This window comes from Mycobacterium sp. E183 (assembly GCF_001667735.1).
Taxonomy (GTDB): domain Bacteria; phylum Actinomycetota; class Actinomycetes; order Mycobacteriales; family Mycobacteriaceae; genus Mycobacterium.
On sequence record NZ_LZJN01000192.1, the window covers coordinates 25600 to 47639 of the forward strand.

The 22040-nt window shown below is 70.3% G+C and carries 19 protein-coding genes; 4 read left to right on the forward strand and 15 right to left on the reverse strand.

The genetic code is table 11. The annotated features are described in order from the left end of the window. The 7 genes from A5691_RS23590 to A5691_RS23620 all read right to left on the reverse strand — a co-directional run bounded on the left by A5691_RS23590 (position 1) and on the right by A5691_RS23620 (position 7319). A complete protein-coding gene (locus A5691_RS23590; protein WP_067891104.1) occupies positions 1-297 on the reverse strand; it encodes a hypothetical protein in 297 nt (98 codons plus the stop codon). An 18-nt stretch (positions 298-315) separates the two neighbouring features. Continuing rightward, positions 316-1824: a class I adenylate-forming enzyme family protein gene (locus tag A5691_RS23595; protein WP_068266803.1), complete on the reverse strand. Its 1509-nt coding sequence runs from the start codon at positions 1822-1824 to the stop codon at positions 316-318. 60 nt (positions 1825-1884) lie between these two features. Then, positions 1885-2661: a crotonase/enoyl-CoA hydratase family protein gene (locus tag A5691_RS23600; RefSeq protein ID WP_067756766.1), complete on the reverse strand. Its 777-nt coding sequence runs from the start codon at positions 2659-2661 to the stop codon at positions 1885-1887. 107 nt (positions 2662-2768) lie between these two features. Beyond that, the gene (locus tag A5691_RS23605) at positions 2769-4178 is read right to left on the reverse strand and encodes a wax ester/triacylglycerol synthase family O-acyltransferase (protein WP_068018046.1); all 1410 of its coding nucleotides are present in this window, start codon (positions 4176-4178) and stop codon (positions 2769-2771) included. Between the two features lie 44 nt (positions 4179-4222). Next, on the reverse strand, positions 4223-5404 hold the full coding sequence (locus A5691_RS23610; protein ID WP_068018042.1) for an alpha/beta hydrolase: 1182 nt from the start codon (positions 5402-5404) through the stop codon (positions 4223-4225). Between the two features lie 188 nt (positions 5405-5592). Further along, the gene (locus tag A5691_RS23615; protein WP_067756775.1) at positions 5593-6261 is read right to left on the reverse strand and encodes an SAM-dependent methyltransferase; all 669 of its coding nucleotides are present in this window, start codon (positions 6259-6261) and stop codon (positions 5593-5595) included. A gap of 221 nt (positions 6262-6482) precedes the next feature. Beyond that, positions 6483-7319 (reverse strand): alpha/beta fold hydrolase, encoded by an 837-nt coding sequence (locus tag A5691_RS23620; RefSeq protein ID WP_197694436.1) that lies wholly within the window; start codon positions 7317-7319, stop codon positions 6483-6485. A 77-nt stretch (positions 7320-7396) separates the two neighbouring features. Here A5691_RS23620 and A5691_RS23625 point away from each other — a divergent pair, with 77 nt between their 5' ends. Next, on the forward strand, positions 7397-8296 hold the full coding sequence (locus A5691_RS23625; protein WP_068018037.1) for an alpha/beta hydrolase: 900 nt from the start codon (positions 7397-7399) through the stop codon (positions 8294-8296). Positions 8297-8303: 7 nt separating this feature from the next. On the opposite strand, the gene A5691_RS23630 is transcribed toward A5691_RS23625, so the two are convergent. Genes A5691_RS23630 through A5691_RS23640 form a run of 3 tightly spaced genes read right to left on the reverse strand, consistent with a single transcriptional unit; the run spans position 8304 to position 11804 of the window. Continuing rightward, positions 8304-9608, reverse strand: coding sequence for an amidohydrolase family protein (locus A5691_RS23630; protein WP_067756781.1), 1305 nt, complete (start codon positions 9606-9608; stop codon positions 8304-8306). After that, positions 9602-10792 (reverse strand): CoA transferase, encoded by a 1191-nt coding sequence (locus A5691_RS23635; RefSeq protein WP_068018032.1) that lies wholly within the window; start codon positions 10790-10792, stop codon positions 9602-9604. The genes A5691_RS23630 and A5691_RS23635 overlap by 7 nt, the downstream gene beginning before the upstream one ends. A 16-nt stretch (positions 10793-10808) precedes the next feature. Beyond that, complete coding sequence (locus tag A5691_RS23640; RefSeq protein WP_068018030.1) at positions 10809-11804, reverse strand: MaoC family dehydratase; 996 nt, start codon at positions 11802-11804, stop codon at positions 10809-10811. A 30-nt stretch (positions 11805-11834) separates the two neighbouring features. Here A5691_RS23640 and A5691_RS23645 point away from each other — a divergent pair, with 30 nt between their 5' ends. Then, positions 11835-12980, forward strand: a complete 1146-nt coding sequence (locus A5691_RS23645) for an acyl-CoA dehydrogenase family protein (protein ID WP_068018059.1) — start codon at positions 11835-11837, stop codon at positions 12978-12980. A gap of 111 nt (positions 12981-13091) precedes the next feature. Then, complete coding sequence (locus A5691_RS23650; protein WP_067756791.1) at positions 13092-13556, forward strand: CD225/dispanin family protein; 465 nt, start codon at positions 13092-13094, stop codon at positions 13554-13556. 18 nt (positions 13557-13574) lie between these two features. Here A5691_RS23650 and A5691_RS23655 read toward each other — a convergent pair whose 3' ends face one another. Beyond that, positions 13575-14522 (reverse strand): enoyl-CoA hydratase/isomerase family protein, encoded by a 948-nt coding sequence (locus A5691_RS23655; protein ID WP_068018027.1) that lies wholly within the window; start codon positions 14520-14522, stop codon positions 13575-13577. A 3-nt stretch (positions 14523-14525) separates the two neighbouring features. Continuing rightward, positions 14526-16043, reverse strand: a complete 1518-nt coding sequence (gene fadD4, locus A5691_RS23660; RefSeq protein ID WP_067756797.1) for a fatty-acid--CoA ligase FadD4 — start codon at positions 16041-16043, stop codon at positions 14526-14528. A 161-nt stretch (positions 16044-16204) separates the two neighbouring features. On the opposite strand from fadD4, the gene A5691_RS23665 reads away from it, so the two are divergent. Continuing rightward, the gene (locus tag A5691_RS23665; protein WP_082950470.1) at positions 16205-17320 is read left to right on the forward strand and encodes a sensor domain-containing diguanylate cyclase; all 1116 of its coding nucleotides are present in this window, start codon (positions 16205-16207) and stop codon (positions 17318-17320) included. On the opposite strand, the gene A5691_RS23670 is transcribed toward A5691_RS23665, so the two are convergent. The 3 genes from A5691_RS23670 to A5691_RS23680 form a co-directional block, all read right to left on the reverse strand. After that, a complete protein-coding gene (locus tag A5691_RS23670; protein ID WP_068018023.1) occupies positions 17321-19150 on the reverse strand; it encodes a phosphoenolpyruvate carboxykinase (GTP) in 1830 nt (609 codons plus the stop codon). Between the two features lie 143 nt (positions 19151-19293). Beyond that, positions 19294-20871 (reverse strand): hypothetical protein, encoded by a 1578-nt coding sequence (locus A5691_RS23675; protein ID WP_197694435.1) that lies wholly within the window; start codon positions 20869-20871, stop codon positions 19294-19296. Further along, on the reverse strand, positions 20868-21938 hold the full coding sequence (locus A5691_RS23680; protein WP_068018018.1) for a hypothetical protein: 1071 nt from the start codon (positions 21936-21938) through the stop codon (positions 20868-20870). The genes A5691_RS23675 and A5691_RS23680 overlap by 4 nt, the downstream gene beginning before the upstream one ends. Between the last annotated feature and the right edge of the window lie 102 nt (positions 21939-22040).

Genomic DNA, 22040 nt, shown 5'->3' on the forward strand with positions numbered 1-22040 from the left:
TCAGTCGCTGGCCGGCAGCGGCTTGACTTCCTTGAGCTGCAGGGCGGTTTGGCCGACGCTCAGGCTCCCGGCGCCCGGCTTGGTCACCAGCACCTCGGCGCCGGTCTCGTCGACGTAGCGCTTGCCCATCACGGTGCCGCCGGCGAACGCCGGGTCCAGCTCGCCGGCACGCTCGGCGCCGATCGGCACCATCGGCGCACCGCCACAACGCAAGTCATCGAGGCTGTCGGCGCTCCGGACGACGATCACCTGCGTGTCACATACCTGGCTGGCCAGGCGGGTCCCGTTCTTGATCATGTTTCTTCCCTAACTTCCCTACTGGTCGGCCGGCGCGGCACGCAGTGCACCTAAGTCTTTGACGATCTCGCGGCGCAGCACCTTGCCGGTCGCCGTGGTGGGCAACTCGTCGCGAAACACCACGTGGTCCGGGGTGCGCGAGCCGCGCAGGCTCTTGCGGACGTGCTCGCGCAGCTCCTCGGGGTCGGGATCGATCCCGACGGCCGGGACCACGACGGCGACGATCGCCTGTCCCCATTGCGGGTCCTCCACGCCGACCACGGCGACGTCGCGCACGTGGGAGTGCTCGATGAGCACCTCCTCCAGCTCGGCCGGCGCGATGTTCTCGCCCCCGCGGATGATGGTGTCGTCGCTGCGACCGCTGACGAAAAGGTAGCCGTCCTGGTCGAGCAGGGCGACGTCGCGAGTCGGGAACCAGCCCTCGTCGTCGAGCACCGAGCCGATCCCGGTGTAGCGCCCCGACACCTGCTCGCCCCGCACGAACAGCTCACCGGGTTCGCCGGGTCCCAGCACCTTGCCGTCCTCGTCGCGGATCTGCAGTTCGATGCCGGGAACGGGACGTCCGACCGACCCCAGCCTCTTGGCGACGTGCGCCTCCGCCGCCGAGTGCGCCTCCCGGTGGTCGTCGGGCCCCAACACCGCGATCGTCGAGCTGGTCTCGGTCAGGCCGTAGGCGTTGACGAAGCCCACGTGCGGCAGCAGCTCCAGCGCCCGGCGCACCAGCGGCAGGCCCACCTTGGAGCCGCCGTAGGCCAGGTTGCGCAGCGACGTCAGCTCGTGACCGCCGCTCTCCAGCACCGTGACGATCCGATCCAGCATGGTGGGCACAACCGTCGCGGTGGTCACTCGCTCGGCGTCGACCAACCGCACCCACTCCTGGGCGTCGAAGGTGGGCAGGTAGACCATCTTGCGCCCGGCGTACAGGTTGGACAGCGCGGCGCTGACCCCGGCGATGTGATACGGCGGAACGCAGATCAGTGCCGCCTCGCCCGCGTCGGCCGATTCGAACTCCACTGTCCCGGTGACATAACTGGTCAGGTTGTTGTGCGAGAGTTCGACGGCCTTGGGCTGCGACGTGGTGCCGGACGTGAACAGGACGATCGCGACGGACTCCGGGTCGGGGAACTCGGCGGCCGGCTCGGCACCGCGCGCCGCGGTCAGAAATTCCTCGGTGGTCATCAGCCGCGGCGACGCCCCGCCCAGCATGTCGCTGTACCGGCTGTCGACGACCACCAGCGGCTCGGGCAGGCGGTCGACCAGCGCCTGGATGCCGTCGGCGGACAGCCGGTAGTTGATCGGCGTGAAGGCGACCCCGGCGCGCGCGGCCGCGAAGATGAGGACCGGGAGCATGGCGCCGCCGGTGCCCACGTACGCGACGTGCCTGGCGCCGGATCCGGCGATCACGCCGGCGCCACCGTCGGCCAGGTCGCTGAGCTGCTGCGTCGTCAGCCGCACGTCGCCGGAGACGACCGCCGTGCGATCGGGGTTGCTCGACGCGGCCATCTCGAGCAGCAGCGAAATGCTCATCCTCGATCTTTCCGATTCCCCAATGGTTTACAAATCTAAGCCATAGTGTAACCCGGCCGCTCAGCTGCCCGTCCAGCGCGGTGGGCGCTTCTCGGCGAAGGCGATCGCGCCCTCCTTCGCGTCGTTGGACGCGAACACCGGCGCCAGCAGCTTGTTCTGCTCGGCGAACATCTCCTCGGGGCTCCAGCCGCGGGACTCGACGATGATCCGCTTGGTGGCGGCCACCGCCAGCGGGCCGTTGGCGGCGATCTTCTCGGCCAGCGCGATCGCCTCGTCGAGCGCCTTACCCGGCTCGGCCAACACGTTGACCAGCCCGAGCGCGTGGGCGCGCTCGGCGGGCAGGTTTTCCCCGGTGAGCGCCAGCTCCATCGCGATGGCCGACGGGATGCGCTGCGGCAGCCGCAGCAGGCCGCCGCCCCCGGCGACCAGCCCGCGCTTGACCTCGGGGATGCCGAAGGCCGAGTCCTTGGACGCGACGATCAGGTCGGTGGCCAAGGCGAGCTCGGTGCCGCCGGCCAGCGCGTAGCCCTCGACGGCCGCGATCAGCGGCTTGGCGGGTGGGCGCTCGGTGAAGCCCATGCCCCGGCCCGCCACGATCGGCAGCTCGCCGCGCGCGAAGGCCTTGAGGTCCATGCCCGCGCAGAAGGATCCGCCCGCGCCGGTCAGGATGCCCACCGAGAGACCGGCGTCGCCGTCGAGCCGATCGACGGCCGCGGCCAGGCCGTTGGCCACCGCGGCGTTGACCGCGTTCTTGGCCTTGGGCCGGTTGATCGTGATGATCAGGATCCGATCCCGCTGTTCGACCAGGACTTCGGGTTCGTTGGCGTCTTCGCTCACGGCCGCACAGCTCCTTCGGGTAGGGGTGGCTGCTTATCCGAGAAGATCGTAGCGGTCGACGGAAATGGCATTGGCACCAGTCGAGAGTCCCGTTTCCGGGATAGCCCTCAGGCTGGCGCCATCGCGGCCTCGACGACCGTCAGATCTTCGGGAAGGCCTGCGGCCCTGCGTATTTCGATGAAGTCGGCGACCATGGCCTCGGTCACCTCGTGCGGGTCCTTGAGCGTGGCGCCGTCGGACAGCACCGAGATGTTGAGCTGGTCCACGTAGCTCCACACGGTGATGTTGAGGCCGCTGCCTGCGGTCAACGGGCCCACCGAGTAGATCTCGGTGACCAGCGCGCCGCCCACCCGGCCACGCTCGCGCGGACCCGGCACGTTGGAGATGTTCAGGTTCAGGATCTTGTTGTGCCCGTCGCGGCCGGACGCCCACCGGAAGAAGGCCTGGGTCGGCGCGGGCGGCATGTAGGCCGCCCAGCGGCTGACCAGCTCAGGCCCCATCAGCTGGTTGCTCTCCTTGGCGGCGATCGCGTTCTCGTGGCTGCACTGCACCCGCTCCAGCGGATCGTCGGAATCGGTCGGGAGGCCCACCAGCACGCCGGTGAAGCGGTTGCCGGAGATCCGCTCCGGCGAGAAGTCGAAGCTCATCGGCACCGACGCCAGCAGCGGAACGGCCTCGCCGTCGTAGCGCAGCTGCAGAGTGCGCAGCGCGCCGGTCGCCATGGCGAGCACCATGTCGTTGATCGTCGCTCCCAGCCGCTTCCCCGTCTCCTTCACATCGGCCAGCGCCAGGGTGGCGGTGGCGAACCGGCGCTCCGGGGTGATCTTGTGGTTCATGAAGGTGGGCGGAGGTTCGAACGGCCGGCTCAACTCCGGTGACAGCTTGCGTGAGCTGCGGCGCACCCGGCCCAGCCCCTGCGCGGTGTAGCGGATCGTCGACGGGATCCGCCCGACGTGGCGCAGGTGGTCGGCGAACGCCGAACCCATCAGCTGCCCGGTGGTGGGCGGCGGGTCGGACACGTACGGCCCGCCCTCGGGTCCGGGCTGCAGGTCCATGCCGCGGGCCATCAGGTTGGCCGAGGCGACCCCGTCGGCGAGCGCGTGGTGGATCTTGCCCACCACCGCGATCCGGTTGTTCGCCAGGCCTTCGACGAAGTACATCTCCCACAGCGGCCGGCTGCGGTCCAGCGGCGTGCTGGCGATGCGCCCGATGGCCTCGTCCAGTTCGCGCCGGCCACCCGGAGCGGGCAGCCGCCATGGCCGGATGTGGTAGTCCAGGTCGAGGTCACAGTGCTCCCGCCACATCGGGTGGTGGAGCTTGAAGGGGATCTCGACCAGCTGATAGCAGAACGGTTCCAGCTTGCCCAGGCGGCCGCGAATGACTTCGCGGAACGCGTCGATGCCGAAGTCAAGACGATCGGAATCGAGTTCGATCACAGCGGCTTTGATGGTGTGCATGTGCACGTTCGGCGTCTCGCTGTAGAGCAAGACCGCATCCCACCCGCTCAGCCGTTTCACCGCTGCCCCTTACCCATAAAGGGACCATACTCAGCGGCGGCGGTTCAGATAACCTCTTTGGCCGCGTTTGTCTTGGTGCGGTAAACCTGGTTGAGGAACAGCGAAGTCGCGTGCGCCGCGGCGCCCGCCCGTTCCCCGTCGACGAGGTCGTACCCGTGGCCCGCGCCGGGCAGCTCCAGGTAGCCCACCATCGAATGCGACACCGCCCGCATCCGGTCCACGAAGCTGCGCGCCTGCTCGACGGGAATGACGCTGTCCCTGCTGCCGTGAATCACCAAGAACGGCGGGGCATTTCGATGCACACGCGCCATCGGGGACGCGTCGCGGAACACCTGGGGGTGGCGGTCCATCCTGCGCCTGACGACGACCCGCTCCAGGAAGTCGACGAACCGGTCCCGCTCCGGGGTCGACCGATCCTCCCAGTCGTAGCGACCGTAGATGCCGACCACGGCGTCGACCGAGGTGTTGGCGCCTTCGGGTAGCTTCGCGTGGTACTGCGGGTCGTCGGGGGTGAGCCCGGCCAGTGCGGACAGATGGCCGCCGGCCGAACACCCGGCCACGGCGACGAAATCGCGGTCGCCGCCGAACTTGTCGACGTTGGCACGCGCCCACGCGATCGCCGTCTTGACGTCGACGATGTGCCGCGGCCAGCGGTGGTGCGGGGCGACGCGGTAATCGATCGCCAGGCAGACCCAACCCTGCTCCGCCAACCGGGACATCAGGGCCGAACCCTGACCCATGGCCTTGCCGTGCACCCAGGCGCCGCCCGGCACGAAGATGAGCACCGGCGCGGGCTGCGCGGGCAGGTCCTTGCGGCGCCACACGTCGAGCACCTGCGCGGGGTGGTCCCCGTAGTGGACCGCGCGGCGGTGGAGGTAGCGGCGCTGGCGCATCGCGTCCCAGATCGGCGGCGTCCGTACCGCCGCGGGCCATTCCAGCTCCAGGTCGGCGGCCGACACGATGCCCCGCAGCGCCGCGACGGACACGTCCTGAATGCTGACGTCGTCGCCACGCAGCGACTCGGCGGCTTCCTTCGCCTGACGCGGCTTGGTCATGCCGGAGAGGAAGTCGGGTGCGTGCCGGGCGCCCCAGATGCCCATCGCCGTGAGGCCGCCCAGGGGCTCGAGGTGCTTGCCGACCACCGGCAGCGACGCACCCGCGACGCTCAAGGCCAGCGCGTAGTCGCCGGGACGTGCCCGCAGCAACCATTTCGCGCACGAAGTCATACTCGGCCTCCTTGCCGTCGTGTGAGGGCAGCGTACCCCCGGGGCCAGGTCCGAAACTGACGTTTGCGTCGACCCATCATCCGGCGTCGGAAACACGCTGGGGCTGCGGTTGCCGTGTGCCGATTCGCCGTGCTCGCGGAGGCGGCGGCGTTTGCCATTCGACCAAGAGACGGCCGGCCGCGACACGCTCACATGGACGCCAGACACGCGATTACGCGATCGCCGATCAGACGGAGACCGGTCAGCGTCAGACCGACCTGCGCCGCGAGCGCCGCGGCGCTGTCCACGCCGACCGACGCCCAGCGAAACCAGGGTCCGACCTCGCCCGCGGACTCCAGCCGGACCCAGCGCGCACGGATGCCGATGTTCTCGGCGTCGAATTCGGCGACGCACCGCCCGCCCCGGGCCAGCAGCTCTGCCGCCCGTCCCAGGATGCGGCACGGGTCTCCGCCGAGGCCGACGTTGCCATCGACCAGCAATACCGTCTGCCAAAGACCCATGCCGGGCAGCGGGTCGAACACATCGCCCAGCAGGGCCGGCGCGCCGCCGCGTCCCGCCAGCCGAATCGCGGCGACGGAGCGGTCGATGCCCAGGGCCGGTATCCCCCGCTGGATCAGCCGGGCCACCAATCTGCCCGGGCCGCAACCCAATTCGATCGTCGGCCCGGTGCACATCTGGGTGACGGCTTCGTCGAAGACTTCGTCGAAGGCGTCCTCAGATCCATCACCGGGACATACGTCGTCGGGACATCGCACCCCCAACCAGCGGTGCGCCGGGAGCGGCCGCAGCTCCCCGTCGTCGTGGCGAATCCAACATCGCTCACCGCCGAGTGCCTGATCGTAGAGATGACCCAGCATTCACGTCCCTCGCGTCCTGCCCGCCCGGGCGGTCCACGCTCGGTCCCGGTGAGGGACGTTGCGACGACGAAACGCTGACGCGTGCCGCGCTCGCCAGCATTCCACCGATACCCCGATCTTCGTGCGGCTAATCCACCGCCTTTGGGCTACGCGCCAGGGCGCGGAATGGTTCAGTCCCGACGCGATTCGGCAGAACTCCCTTGCCACACGCTTCTCGCGGATCAAGCGGGGGCGCCGAACAGGAAGGCCTCAAGTACGCCGTTGACCCGGGCGGGGTCTTCCAACGCCGCCAGGTGCGCGATGCCGTCGAGCACGCGAAACGACGCACCGGGGATCGACTCCGCCATGGCCCGAGTCTCCGCGACGGGAAAAGTGGCGTCCTCCGCGCCGGCGACCACCAGGACCGGGGCCGCGATGGTTCCCAGCAGCGCGTGCTGGTCGGGCCGGGCGGGGACCACGCTGCGGACCGCCCAGCGGGCCGAATCGATGTCGACCGCCCGCAGGCCGGCGCGCACGGTCTCGACCACGTCCGGCCGGGCGCGCAGCGTCGTCGGGCCGAGGAACGCGCGTAGGGCCGACCGCGTCAGGGGCGGCCGGATGCCGCCCAGCAGCGCCGCCGCGCGCAACATGGCCGCGTATTTCGCCTTCTGAACGGCGCCCGCCTTCGACGCCGTGCAGTTCATCAGGACGGCGCGGTCGAGGCGATCGGGGTGCAGCGCCGCGAACGTGGCGCCGATCATGCCGCCCCAGGAATTGCCGACGAAGTGGGCCTTCTCGATGCCGAGCCCGTCCAGCAGGTCGACGACGCAGCTCGCGCAGTCGGTGAACGTGAAGGCCGACCGGAGCGGCTCGCTGCCGCCGTGGCCGGGCGGGTCGATCAGCACCAGGCGGTGGCTCGCCCCGAACCGGGCGGCCTGGCCGGACCACAGGTCCCCGGTCATCAACAGGCTGGGCCACAGCAGCACCGCGGCGCCGGTGCCCGGGCTGACCTGCACGCGTATCTTGCCGAGCGCGGTGTCGACGAACCGCGCAGCGAGCCTCGGGACGTTCCCGGTCACGTTTGCCTCCCATGTCCGACCCCCGCGTATCACTGATAGCAGGCCGCGCGGTTTTCCGCGTCGGTGATACTGATGCGGTGTCGAACGCCGATGTTCACCCTGACCTGCAGCGGGTCGCCCGATTCGCCCCGCGCCGACTCGTCGGTCCCCGCACGCTGCCGCTGATGCGGGCCGGGATCGCGTTGCGCAGCCGCCTCAGCAAGCCCGTCCGCGATGTCGAGGTCATCACGCTGGGTTCGGGGGCCGGCGTCCGGCTGTTCCGGCCGGCCGGCGTCGCGGGACCGGCCCCGGCGCTGCTGTGGATCCACGGCGGCGGATACGTGATCGGCACCGCCGAACAGGACGACCGGCTCTGCAGTGGGTTCAGCCGCCGGCTGGGCATCACGGTCGCATCGGTGGAATACCGCCTGGCGCCCGAACATCCGTACCCGGTGCCGCTGGAGGACTGCTATTCGGCGTTGACCTGGCTGGCGAATCTGCCGTCCGTGGACCGGTACCGGGTGGCCATCGGCGGGGCCAGCGCCGGCGGCGGCCTGGCCGCGGCCCTGGCGCTGCTCGCCCGCGACCGCGCCGAGGTGAGCCCCGCGTTCCAGCTGCTGACGTATCCGATGCTCGACGACCGCAGTTCGGCCACCGCCCCCAGCTCGAACTATCGGCTGTGGGACAACCGCAGCAACCAGTTCGGCTGGTCGGCGTATCTCGGCGACGCCGACCCGCAGGCCGCGGTGCCGGGGCGGCGCGACGACCTGAGCGGGCTGCCGCCGGCCTGGATCGGAGTCGGCACGCATGACCTGTTCCACGACGAGGACCTGGCGTACGCGGACCGGCTGACGGCCGCCGGGGTGCCGTGCCAGGTCGAGACGATCCCGGGCGCCTTCCACGGCTTCGACCTGATCGTGCCCAAAGCGCAAGTGTCGCAGCGATTTTTCGACAGCCAGTGTGCAATGCTGCGCGCCGCCCTGGCCACCGCGCCGTGATCGCCGGTCACATCGAGAAGTAGACGAGTTCACCGCCGATGATAGTGGCCGCCACCATGCCTGCGTCCAGCTCGGCCAGCGCCGTCGCCGGCGGCTCGCTCAGCACACAGAGGTCCGCCGGCTCTCCGACCGCCACGGTGCGCGGCTGGCCCGGCCGGTCCGGCCGGCCGAGGAACATCGTCAAAGCCTCTCGGGCGGAGACACATTCGTTGGGGTTCAGCACGGCGCCGCTGACAGTGGTGCGGTGGACGGCGGCGCGCATCGCCGTCCAGGGGTCGCCGTGGCCGAACGGCATGTCGGTGGACAGGGCCACCGGCACCGTCGCCTCCAGCAGGGAGGCCACCCGCCACAGCTCGGGTTGCTCGGCGGTGGGGACGTCGGCGAGGTAGTGGTCGCCGCGCTCGGCAACGAGGTTGGGTTGCGTCACCACGGTGACACCCAGCTCGGCGAGGTCGGCCACGTTGTCCTGCGGCACCACGGCGGCGTGCTCGATCCGATCTCGTGGATGGCTGCCGGCCGACCGCAGCGCGGCGATGGTGACCACCAGCTGGGCCGCGGTCACGCAGTGCACGGCGACGGGCCTGCCCGTGTCGTGGTGGTCTCCGATCCAGTCCGTCAGGGCGTCGAGGTCGAGGCGGTCGTCGTGCAGGATGATCTTGCCCGGGGACAGGAAACTCGGTCGTGGCCGGAACTCGCCGTGCCGGTGCGCCACCACGAGTGACACCATGTCGTCGGCGTCGAGGTCCGGGGTGGCGTCGGTGACGCCGGTGACGCCGGTGGCGGTGATTCGCCGGCTCAGCTCCGCCAGGTCGCTCTCGCGCCGCTGCAGCAGGTCCGACCAGCCGTGGTCCGCGCTGCGCAGGCGCCCGTCGGGATGTTCGGAAAGCCCAATCCGGCCCAGCGCCTCGGAGTTGAGGATCCACAGCACCCCGCTGCGGTGCTGAATGCGCACCGGGGCGGTGCGCACCATCGCGTCGAGCGCGTCCCGGTCCAGATCGCCCGCGACCGACTCGTGATAGCCGATGGCGCGAATCCAGCCGTCGGGGCCCGGCGTCGCGTTCGACAGCAGTTGTGCCAGTTCGTATTTGGTGCTGACACCCGGTGGCCCGACGAAGAACGAATCCAGGGCCGAGGCGGCCGAACGCACGTGCACGTGGTGGTCGTGCAGGCCGGGCAGGACGGTGCCCCCACCGGCGTAGAGCACGCCCTCGCCGGTCTCGGCGGCCAGCCCGTCGCCCATTTCGTCGATGCGGGTGCCGAACCGGATGTCGGTGGTCGTCCCGTCCAGCAGAGTCGCGCGACGAATCAGCATCGCCGGCAACTCCTTTCGGCCACGATCCGGCGCACGGCCTCGTGGTCGGCGCCCAGCCGTGCCGACCGGCGGGCCGCCTGCGGAACACGCGGGGGCGGCGCGGTCCGGTTCGACACCGACGCCTGCGTCGGCAGTGCCGCGTAACCGGCGGCGACCGCGGCCATCGCGACCTCGATCAGTTCGCCGCCGCCGCGGCACAGCGAATCGGCGACCAACCGCGTCGCCTCCAGCCCCGTCAGCGGATCGGCGATGGCGTCGGCGCAGAACACCGGTCCGTCGGCGGCGACGCCGACCAGGCCGCCGGCCACCGCGGCGTCGTCACCGAACCCTGGCCTGGCGCCGTCATAGCCGGTGATGCGCAACCAGATTCGCCCCTGCCTTGGCTCGATGTCGTGCGGCCCGAGGCGGCGCCGCGTCAGCGCCGCGGGCCGCGAGCCTTCGATCACGATGTCGGCGACGGCAAGCAGCTCGTGCAATTCGTCGGCGTTGGTGTCGAAATCGACGCAATAGGAGAGCTTTTCACCGTTCATCCAATGGAAGAAGGCCTGGTTCCCGGCCCGGGTGCCGTCGGGTCGGCGTGGGCTTTCGACTTTGACGACTGTCGCCCCGGCGCGCGCCAGCAGCTGTCCGCAGAGCGGACCGGCCCACATCGAGGACAGGTCGGCGACCAGCAGACCGCCGACGTCGCGCGCCGGCCCGCGGGCGCCCCACGGTCGGATCCGCGGCGCCGCGGCCGCGGCCTCGCTCAGGGCGGCCGCCGGGATGTCGAGCAGGGCCGCTCGCTCGACGACCGCGGAGCGGTGATGCGTTGCCGCCCAGTGCCGCACCGCCGGCCACGGGTCCGCCCCCACGTCGTCGCTCTGCACGAGGGCGGGGACGGCGGCGGCGTCGTCGGGCCGCGACAGCGTGATCGCGCACCAGCCGTCGGCGGCCGTCAGCAATCGGGTGGCGCCCCCGGCGGAGACCCGGCCGCCGCGGGTCAGGCCCAGCAGCGCGGCCCGCCCGGCCAGCAGGTCGGCGGCGTCGATCGCGACGCCCAGCCGCTCGCCGACGGCCGTTGCCACCCGCTGGGCGTGCCAGAGCACGTTCGCGCGGGAGAAGTCGGGCGGCCCGCCCGGCAGGCCGGTCAGGTAGGCCAGCCCGCTGCTCCCCCACGTCGACGTAGCCGAGCTCACGCCTCCCATTGTGCGCGTGGCGGTCCTAGAACTGGAGCGCGCTGAATCGCCAGTCCAGCACCGCACGGTCCGGCTCGCCCGCCGCGTAGACCAGCGACCGCAGCCGCAGCACGCCACCGTGCCGGGTCGGCTCGGCCGACTCGACGTGCAACTCGCTGTAGACGGTGTCGCCCTCGTGGACGGGACCGGTGTGATCGCAGGATTCCCAGCCCAGCACCGTAACCAGGTTGGGCAGCAGCCGGCTCGCCTGCGCGAGCGCCAGCCCGATGGTGTGGCCGCCGTACACCAGCCGTCGCCCGCCGACCCGCGAATCATGATGGGTGGCGGCGATATTCAGCGTGAGCCGGGCGAGCTCCGGGGCGCTGCTTACGACGTCGCCGGGGCTGTGCAGCACCGCACCGGCCAGGCCCGGCTCGAAGTGGGGACCTGGCACCTTGTTCCGGAAGACCTCGCCGTCCCACTGCGCGGTCGGGTCGACGTCGGGGCCGGGCGCATCAGCGCCGATGGTGGACAGGTCGTCGTGCGGCGCCTCGTCGGGCCGCCAGTCGGGGCCGGCGGGCAACATGCCGCAGCGGTAGAAGTCGAGCACCAGCCGGTCGTCCTGGTCGACGGTGGTCATCCGCAGCGCCGCCATCCCGGTCGGAGCGCGACCCGGCTTGGGTGAGTTCGCCCGCAGCCCAACCACTTCCGTGCGGGTGTACAGGGAGTCGCCGATGACCGGGAACCGGTGAAACGCCAGGCCGCGGTAGAACAGGTTGGCCTTGACACGCTGGGTGGCCAGCGTCGACTGCCCGATCGCCACATCGCAGACCAGCGCCGGATGCGCCAGCGGGGCGGGCAGGCCGGTCACGGCGGCGCACAGCCCGGCGTCCAGGGCGAGCCGCAGCCGATCCCCCACGATCGCCTGGTGCGCCGCGGCCAATCCCGAGGACAGCGTGATCACCGGCGCCCAGTCGAAGACCTGACCGACGGAGAGGTCGTCGAAGTAGGGCCCGCCCTCCCGTACATGCGCAAAAGTCACGGGGCCAATATGGCACACGTGAGAAGTGAGCTGAACGACGAAGAAGAGATGCTGGTCGCCACGGTGCGGGCGTTCATCGACCGGGACGTCAAACCGACCGTCCGTGAGATCGAGCACGCCAACACCTATCCCGAGGCGTGGATCGAGCAGATGAAGCGGATCGGCATCTACGGCCTGGCGATTCCCGAGGAGTACGGCGGTTCGCCGGTCTCCATGCCGTGCTACGTGCGGGTCACCGAGGAATTGGCCCGCGGGTGGATGAGCCTGGCCGGGGCGATGGGCGGGCACACAGTGGTGGCAAAGCTGCTGACGCTGTTCGGGACCGAGGAGCAGAAGCGGGCCTACCTGCCGGTGATGACGACCGGCGAGCTGCGGGCCACCATGGCGTTGACGGAGCCGGGCGGCGGCTCGGACCTGCAGAACATGACGACGACGGCCCTACCCGACGGCACGGGCGGCCTGCGCATCAACGGCGCCAAGACGTGGATCAGCAATGCGCGGAGGTCCGATCTGATCGCGCTGCTGTGCAAGACCGATCCGAACGCCGCGCCGCGACATCGGGGCATCTCGATCGTGCTCGTCCAGCACGGCCCGGGCCTGACGGTGTCGCGGGACCTGCCCAAGCTGGGCTACAAGGGCGTCGAATCCTGCGAGTTGTCGTTCGACGACTTCTCCGCGCCGGAGTCGGCGGTGCTGGGCGGCCGGATGGGCGAGGGCTTTTCGCAAATGATGAAGGGCCTGGAAACGGGGCGCATCCAGGTCGCCGCCCGCGCGCTGGGCGTGGGCACCGCGGCGCTCGAGGACGCGCTGGCCTATGCGCAGCAGCGGGAGAGCTTCGGGCGGCCGATCTGGAAGCACCAGTCGGTGGGCAACTACCTGGCCGACATGGCGACCAAGTTGACCGCCGCCCGTCAGCTCACCCGCTACGCCGCCGAGCGGTACGACAGCGGCGAGCGCTGCGACATGGAGGCGGGCATGGCCAAGCTGTTCGCCTCCGAAGTGGCGATGGAGATCGCGCTGAACGCCGTGCGGATTCACGGCGGCTACGGCTACTCGTGCGAATACGACGTGGAGCGATACTTCCGCGACGCGCCCCTGATGATCGTCGGCGAGGGCACCAACGAGATTCAGCGCAACGTGATCGCCGGGCAGCTCGTCGCGCGCGGTGGCATCTGAGTCCGAATGTGCGGGCTTGACGCCCTGGTGTGCTGTATATTTGCCTGACTTCTGGCACCAGCAAAGCGGCGCGGGAGTAAAAGTCACTGCGACGAAGGAAAGTCGGCTGCCATGAGTTATCCCCCAGGGCCGTACGAAGGCTCGCCGGAATGGCAGGGTCAGCAGCCGGAATGGCAGGGTCAGCCGCCCGGTGGGCAGGGGCAGCCGCCGGGTTGGCAGGGCCAGCAACCGGGTTGGCCGGGCCAGCAGCCGGGTTGGCAGGCGCCGCAACCGGGCTGGCCGGGCCAGCAGGAGCCGGACAACTACCTCGTCTGGGCCATCCTGTGCACCGTGCTGTGCTGTCTGCCGTTCGGAATCGTGTCGATCGTCTACTCCACCAAGGTGTCCGGACTCTGGTCCCAGGGGCGGTACGCCGAGGCGCAGGCCGCCGCCGACAACGCCAAGAAATGGGCCATCATCGGCGCCATCGCGGGCGCGGTGTTCGCGGTGATCATGGTGATCCTGTATGTGGCCATCGGCGTGATCGCCGTCTCGAACCTGCCGTCGACCACGACCACGACGTATTCCGGCTTCTGACAACGCTTTAGGCGAGTTCTAGTCGCGGATCGCGTCGACCAGACCCCAGGCCAGCGCCGTTTCGGCGTCGATGGTGCGCCCGGACAGCACGAGATAGGCGGTGCGCCACCGGCCGATTCGGCGGGTGACGCTGAGCGTCCCGCCGGCGCCGGGGATCAGCCCCAGCTCGAGTTCGGGAAGGCCGAACACCGAATCCTCCCGCGCGGCCACCCATCCGCAGAACGCCGCCATCTCCAGCCCGCTGCCCAGCACGCGGCCGTGCACCTCGGCCCGGCAGGCGTCACCGAGCCGGGCGGTCAGCGCGTCGAGCGCCAGCGCGGGGCTGTGCCGGGTGCGGGCCAGGTGCGCGCTCGCGGGGTCGGCGAAGGTGCCGAACTCGGCGAGGTCGCCCCCGCTGCAGAACGACGGCCCGTTGCCGCGCAACACGATCCCGGCCACGGACGGGTCCAGTAGCGCGACGGTCAGCGCCTCCAGAAGCGCGGCGCGGGCGTCGGTGGAAAACGCGTTGTGGCGCTGCGGCCGGTTGAACGCGATGCACACGGTGTCGCCGTCGCGGTGGGCCAGCACCGGGTCGGCGATGTCGGGCATCTCGGCCGGACCGCGTTCGCCCAGCCAGCGCGCGAATTCGGGTCCGGCCTGCAGGGTCGAGTACGCCAGCGATTCGATCACCACCCCAGCCAGCGCCGGGCCGCCCGGGTCCACCCCGCGCAGCACATCGTCACAGACGCTGCTGGCGTGCGGCCAACGACGACACCGCGCGGTCAGCCGCGCGAGCGCGTCGGGAACCGACTCGACCGTGATCGCCCGCCGATCGTGACAGCGGTCCTCGGTGACGGTGAAAGTCGCTGCCTCCAGCCAGGATTCACAGCGCTCGAGGTCGGAAGCGGCGCCGTGCGCCAGGATCACCCCCGGCGGGGATGCGGGACCGGCATCCGGCGGGCTCGCCAGGTCCACCACCTGGAGCATGGGTCACACCGAGTATTTCTCGATCAGCCCGTTCTTGTAGAGCTTGCCGGTGTCGGTGCGCGGCAATTGCGTCTCGAACGCGATCGATTTCGGACATTTGTAGTGCGCCAGTCGGTCTCGCAGCCAGGCCAGCAGCTCGTCGCCGAATTCGTCGGTGGCGTCACCCGGGTCGACGGTCTGCACGGCGGCGAGCACGCGTTGCCCCATCTCGTCGTCGGGAACCCCGAACACGGCCGCGTCCAACACCTTCGGGTGGGTGACCAAGAGGTTTTCGGCCTCCTGCGGGTAGATGTTCACCCCGCCCGAGATGATCATGTGGTGGCGCCGGTCGGTCAGGTACAGGTAGCCCTCCTCGTCGAGGTAGCCGATGTCGCCGACGGTGGCCCAGCCGTGCTTGCTGCGGGAGGCCGCGGTTTTCGTGGGGTCGTTGAGGTATTCGAACGAATATCCGCCCTCGAAGTAGATCTCTCCGGCCTGCCCGGGCGGCAGCTCGTTGCCGTTCTCGTCGAGGATGTGCAGGGCGCCCCCCATCGGTTTGCCGACCGAGCCGGGGTGCGCCAGCCACTCTTCGGCGGTGATCAGCGTCGACCCGTGCGCCTCGGAGGAGGCGTAGTACTCGTCGATGATCGGCCCCCACCAGTCCATCATCTGCTTCTTGATCTCCACCGGGCAGGGCGCCGCCGCGTGCATGACCCGCTGCAGGCTGGACAGGTCGTACGAATTACGCACCGCCTCAGGCAGTTTCAGCATGCGGGTGAACATCGCCGGGACGAACTGGCCGTGCGTGACGCGGTGACGCTGGATGGCGTCGAGGCAGCCCTCGGCATCGAATTTCTCCAGCACCACCGTCGTGACCCCGCCGGCCTGCGCGCTCATCGACCACACCGAGGGCGCCGTGTGATACAGCGGCGCCGGGCTCAGGTAGATCGAGTCCGGGTTCATCCAGAAGCTCACCAGCGCCGACATCATGCCGGGCGCCTCGGACGGCGGAACGTGCGGCAGTTCGCGTTTGATGCCCTTGGGCCGGCCGGTGGTGCCCGACGAATACTGCAGCAGGTCGCCCTCGAGTTCGTCGTCGATCGGGGTGTCGGGCTCGCCCGCAACGCATTCGGGGTAGCGCTGCCAGCCCTGGAGTTCGTCGTCGGCGATCAGCAGCAGCCCGGGCAGGCCGCCGGGCAGGTGCTCGGCCAGGTTCTCGCACGTCTTGCGCAGCGCCGCCGACCCGATGATCGCCTTGGCGGCGCTGTTGTCGATGATGTAGGCGGCCTCGGCCGCTGTCAGGTGCGTGTTGATCGGCACGTAGTACAGGCCGCTGCGCCGCGCCGCCCACATCACCGCGTGGATGTGTTCGTTGTTCTCCATCAGGATCGCGACGGCGTCGCCCTCGACGAGGCCGGCCCGCCGGAAGTAATGGGCCAGCCGGTTGGCCCGCGCCTCGAGCTCGTCGAAGGTGATGACCGTGCCGGAGGGGTGGAGGATGACGGCGGCCTTGCCGGCGCCGAGGTACTCGCGAATCTGCATGGGCAGACTGTACCGCCGAAAAACTTGACGGGTGTCAAGTGGTCGGGCGCCGGGGCCGCGGGCCCCGGATCGGTACTCGTGCAGCGCCGATCGGGTTGAGGTACCGTCCCTTGCACGACGCGGTTTCGGAGCGGCCGGTCGGTCTTGGTACGGAGGTGCCCATGGAGGCGGCTGAGCGCCTGTCCGCCCCCGCCGCGTGCTGCTCGCCGACCGGCCGACTCGGCGTTTACGACTATGTCGACGGCATGGAGCGCCTGCTGCAGGCGGTCCAGGAATTGTCGCTGGCGCGCAGCCTGCCGGAAATTCAGCGCATCGTCCGGACCTCGGCGCGTGAGCTCACCGGCTGCGACGGCGCCACGTTCGTCCTGCGCGACGACGACGCCTGCTACTACGCCGACGAGGATGCCATCGCACCGCTGTGGAAGGGCAGCCGCTTCCCGATCGAGATCTGCGTCAGCGGGTGGGCGATGCGCAACCGCGAGGCCGCGATCATCCCGGACATCTACCGGGATTCCCGTATCCCGCAAGGCCTTTACCGCGCGACCTTCGTCAAGAGCCTGGTGATGGTCCCGATCCGCAAGCTCGACCCGATCGGGGCGATCGGCAACTACTGGGCGCACCGGCATCCGCCGTCCGAGCAGGAGGTGCGCCTGCTGCAGGCCCTCGCCGATTCGACGTCGATCGCCATGGAGAACGTCGCGGTCTACTCCGAACTGGAACAGCGGGTGCGCGACCGCACCGCCGAGCTGGAAAGGGCCAACGAGGAGATCAGCCGGCTGTCGGTCACCGACGAGCTGACCGGGCTCAGCAATCGCCGCGGCTTCTACCTGCTGGCCGAGCAGAAGCTTCGCGGGGCGCACCACCTCGGGCACAACTGCGTGCTCGCCTTCCTCGACGTCGACGGGCTCAAGCGGGTCAACGACGAACAGGGACACGACGTCGGCGACGCGCTGATCAAGGATGTCGCCGAGGTGCTGCGCCAGGTGCGGCGCGAGTCCGACATTGTCGCCCGCCTCGGCGGCGACGAATTCTGCGTCATGATCACCGAACGCGACGCCGGCACGGCGGAGGTCAAGGAACGGCTCGCCGAGGCGTTCCACACTTTCAACGAGACCAGCGACCGCACCTACCGGCTGTCCGCCAGCATCGGCCTGGTGCAGGCGCCCGTCGCCGAGCACGCGACCCTGGACGAATTGCTGGCCCGGGCAGACGAATTGATGTACGCGGAGAAGAGGACCAGCCCCACCCGGCGCGCGGGTGGGGACCGCAGGCGCTAGCTAGCCGGCGTCGGCCAGCCGCTGCTTGAGCGCCTCGAACTCGTCCTTGACGCCGGTGGGCAGCTTCTCGCCGACGAACTCGAACCACTCCTCGATCAGGGGCAGCTCTTCGCGCCACTCGGCGGCGTTGACCGCGAGCGCCTTCGTGACGTCTTCGGCCTCGACGTCCAGGCCGTCCAGATCCAGGTCGGCCGTGGTCGGCACGATGCCGATCGGGGTGTCCTGACCGCCGGCCCGGTGCTCGATGCGGTCGACGATCCACTTCAGCACGCGGCTGTTCTCGCCGAAGCCCGGCCAGAGGAACTCGCCCTGTTCGCCGCGGCGGAACCAGTTGACGAAGAACACCTTCGGCAGCTTGGACTCGTCGGAGTTCTTGCCCAGGTCGAGCCAGTGCTGGAAGTAGTCACCGACGTGGTAGCCCAGGAACGGCAGCATGGCCATCGGGTCGCGGCGCACCGTGCCGACCTTGCCCTCGGCGGCGGCGGTCTGCTCGCTGCCCATGGTGGCGCCCATGAACACGCCGTGCTGCCAGTCGCGGGCCTGCGTCACCAGCGGCACCGTGGTCTTGCGGCGGGCGCCGAACAGTATCCCCGAGATCGGCACGCCCTGCGGGTCGTCCCACTCCGGCGCCAGGATGGGGCACTGCGACATCGGGGTGCAGTACCGCGAGTTCGGGTGGGCGGCTTTGGTTTCCGTCTCGCGGATGTACCAGTCCTGGCCCTTCCAGTCGATCAGGTGGTCCGGCTCGCCCTCCAGGCCTTCCCACCACACCTCGTCGTCGTCGGTCAGTGCGACGTTGGTGAACACGGTGTTGCCCGCCGCGATGGTGCGCATCGCGTTGGGGTTGGACTTCCAGTTGGTGCCCGGCGCCACCCCGAAGAAGCCGAACTCCGGGTTGACCGCGTACAGCCGGCCGTCCTTGCCGAACCGCATCCAGGCGATGTCATCGCCCAGGGTCTCGGCGCGCCAGCCCGGGATGGTCGGCTGCAGCATCGCGAGATTGGTCTTGCCGCAGGCCGACGGGAACGCGGCGGCGAAGTAGTACGCCTTGTTCTCCGGGGAAATCAGCTTGAGGATCAGCATGTGCTCGGCCAGCCAGCCCTCGTCGTGGGCCATCGCCGAGGCGATGCGCAGCGAATAGCACTTCTTGCCCAGCAGGGCGTTCCCGCCGTAGCCGGAGCCGTAGCTCCAGATTTCGCGGGTCTCCGGGAAGTGGGTGATGTACTTGGTGTCGTTGCACGGCCACGGCACGTCCTTCTGGCCGGGCTCGAGCGGGGCGCCCACCGAGTGCAGCGCCTTGACGAAGAACCCGTCGTCGCCGATCTTCTCCAGGGCGGCCTTGCCCATCCGGGTCATCGTGCGCATGGAGACGACGACGTACTCCGAGTCGGTGATCTCGACGCCCAGCTTGGGGTCGTCGGCGCCGAGCGGGCCCATGCAGAACGGGACCACGTACATGGTGCGGCCGCGCATGCAGCCGCGGTACAGGTCGGTCATCAGCGCCCGCATCTCGCCCGGGTCCATCCAGTTGTTGGTGGGGCCGGCGTCGATCTCGCGCTCGGAGCAGATGAAGGTCCGCGACTCGACACGCGCAACGTCCGACGGGTCCGACAACGCCAGGTAGGAATTGGGGTGCTTCTTCTCGTTCAGCTTCGTGAACGTGCCGGCCTCGACCAGCTCGCCGGCCAGCCGGTCGAACTCTTCGGCGGAGCCGTCGGTGAACACCACGCGCTCAGGCTGAGTGAGCTCGGCGACCTCCCGTACCCACGACAGCAGCCCCTGATGGTTGGTGGGCGCGGTGTCCAAACCGGGAATGGTCGCTGAGGTCATCGAAATCTCCTGAATCCTTCTGCGTACTCGTACATCTCTTCAATTGCGTATGTGCTCGACCACACAGCTGCTTGAATGGTGGCGTTAACTACAGGTTATCGTGAGCACCTTGTCGGGGAAGCCTCGGGCAGGTATAAGCCTTCTCACAGCAACGATTCAGAAGCTCCCCCGGCATCCGCATCACCGCTGAAAGAAGCGGGTTTTTCGGTTGCCTCGTCCGCCGCGGCTTTTTCCACGTCCGAAACGGAATCGTCGGACGTAGATATACCCGCTTCACCGAGTTCCGCACGCACCGCCTCGAGGGCCGCCAGCACCGTCGGCAGCTCGCGGTCCCGGGCGGCGGCGTCCCGCGACGCGGCCGTGGCGTGCGCGCGCAGCTCGCGGTCGATGGCGTCGACCTGGTCGCTCACCTGGGCGTTTTCGACCTCGTCCTGGGCCAACACGGCCTTGCTGAGCACCGACTCGGCGACCAGGACGCGGGTGGCGACCAGCTCCTCGGCCACCGACCGCAGCGAGGAGGTGACGTCGCCCGCCCAGCGGTCGAGCAGCGCCCGGTCCCGCAGCAGGCTGCGGATGTGGATGACCAGCAGGGTGACCGCCAGGCCGATCGCCACGCACGTGACCGCCGCGGCCACCGACAGGGCGGGGCTGAGCCGAGCGGCCAGCCCGCCCATCAGCCGGCTCAGGGTCAGCGCCACGCCCAGGCCGAACCCGGCGCCCAGCAGCAACATCAGCCAGGTCTCGTGCCGCCGCGCTTTCAGCGGGGGCGGCGGGACGTCGACCGTCGGCAGCTGCTCGAGGGGCGGCAGGGCCGTCGCGACGCCCACCACCTGCGCGACGTCCGCGAGATGGGTGGCGGTGCCCTCGTTCACCTCGGCCACCACCTCGTCCAGCCGGCCGCGGGTGTGGGCCTCGAAGCCGGCCATGCTGCGCCGGGACAGACCGGCGGCGTCTTCCTGCAGCTCGCTGCGCACCGACGAACACCGGTTGCGCGCGAAGTGCGACAGCTGAACGCGCGCCTGCTGGATCTGACCGCGCAGCGTGACGGTGCGCTCGGTCCTCGCCTCGCGCCGCTGCCGCAGCGCGGTGCTGCGCTCGTCGCGCAACGCTTCCACCCGCGCCCGGCGCCCCGCGCCGTCGGCCTGGCGGTCGAACCGTTCCGCGACGGTGGCCAGCCGAGACTCCCAGGCCCGCAGCCTGTTTCGGCGGGCGAGCTCCGGGTCTGCCAGCCGCGCCGAGACGGCCTCCGCCAGGTCGTCGACGATCGGCTCGCCCAGGTCGGGTTGCGCGGCCGCGCCCACCCAAGGCACCCCGGCGTAGCGCGGCGCATGCGCGGCCAGCGTCTCGCGGTCGGCGGCCAGGACGTCGCGCCAGCCCCGATGCACGTCGATCTTCGACACCGCCGCCACCACCGCATCGGTGTGCGCGGCGGCGGCGTCCAGCAGCGCGCAGTCGGACGGCGTGAGGTGCGCCGCCGCCGAAACCACGAACACCACGGCCAGCGGCACGTCGCCGGGCCCCAACTCCGACGACTCGACGAACTTGTGCCCCGGCAGCCGTTCCCGCAGCGCCGCGGCCACCGCGCTCACCCCCGCCAGCCACGGTCCCGTCACCAGCACCACGTCGCGGCGGTGCACGGCGGGAGGGTCCAGCTCCGGCCCGATGCTCGCAACCAGGGCGTCCACTCGGGCAATCGGATCATCGGGCGTGTCGGCGCTCACCGCCAGTCCCCCGGCAGCGACCCGCAGGCCCGCGACCACAGGCGCATCGATCCCCGCGCGATGTCGTCGCCGCAGGCGCGGTGCAGCTCGCTCGAGGTTGTGCGGCTGTAACGCTGCCACCGCACCGCCCGCGGCAGGTGCGCGGACGGGTCGCGGTCCCAGTCGGCGGGCCCCGCCACGCCCGGGTTCAGCCCGGCCGCCTCGGCAAGGTCGACGGCCGCCGCCATCCGTGCGACCACGGTGTCGTCGTGGGACAGGAACGCGCCGATCGTCTCGTCACCGACCGCCAGGGCCTCGAGCTCCGCGGCGGCGTCCAGCACCCGCCGGTAGCGCGCCTCGGCGCCGGCGACCGAGATCTTGGACAGGACGGCGTCGATCCCGCTCGTCCGGCGCATCAGGGCCCGTAGCTGCGCGGTGGTCCTGCCCTGCCGCGCCGCCGCGACCCCGAGCGCGATGCCGAACAGGTCCAGGCTGTTCAGCAACCGCATCCGCACGCTGGTCGACAGGGGGTTGTCGGCCGCCAAGAACCCGGTGAAAGAGCCGTCGAGGCACTCGGCGGCGCCCGGATGCGCGGCCAGCGTCCGCAGCGCCGACCACAACGAGTCGTCCAGGCCGTCGAGCGCGGCGACCGCGAGCAGGCCGCTCACCGGCAGCATGGGCACACCGATCCGGGCGGTCAGCTCCGCACAGCGGCTGCGCGCCGCCGCGATCGGCCCGTCCCCGCCCGACAGCGACCCGACCAGGTCCGCCTTGTTCAGCACCGCAAGCACCGGGCGCCCGGCGCCGGCGATCGCGTCGGCGTCTTCGGGCTTGGCCACCTCGGCGAGCACCTGGACGACGACGTCGGCAGCACGGCCATCCGCCGTGCTCACCGCGATGCCCGCGGCGGCGCCGGCGCGGGCCAGCGCCCGGGCGACGGTGCCGCGCCCGACGCCGGGGCGGCCACGAACGAGCACGGCCAGCGGCGCGGCCGTCCGCTCCGCGATCGCCGTCACGCGCGGGTCGGGGTGGCCGGCGGCGAATCCCGCCAGTTCGTCGACGAAATCCTGGTGTCCTTGTCCCCTCATCGTCCCCTCATGCTTCACGTTCGGTTCGATGGATCCGACCCGGGGGCCGGTCGGGTCCCACCGAATGGTGGCACTTGCGTCACTTTGATGCGAGCCACCGTC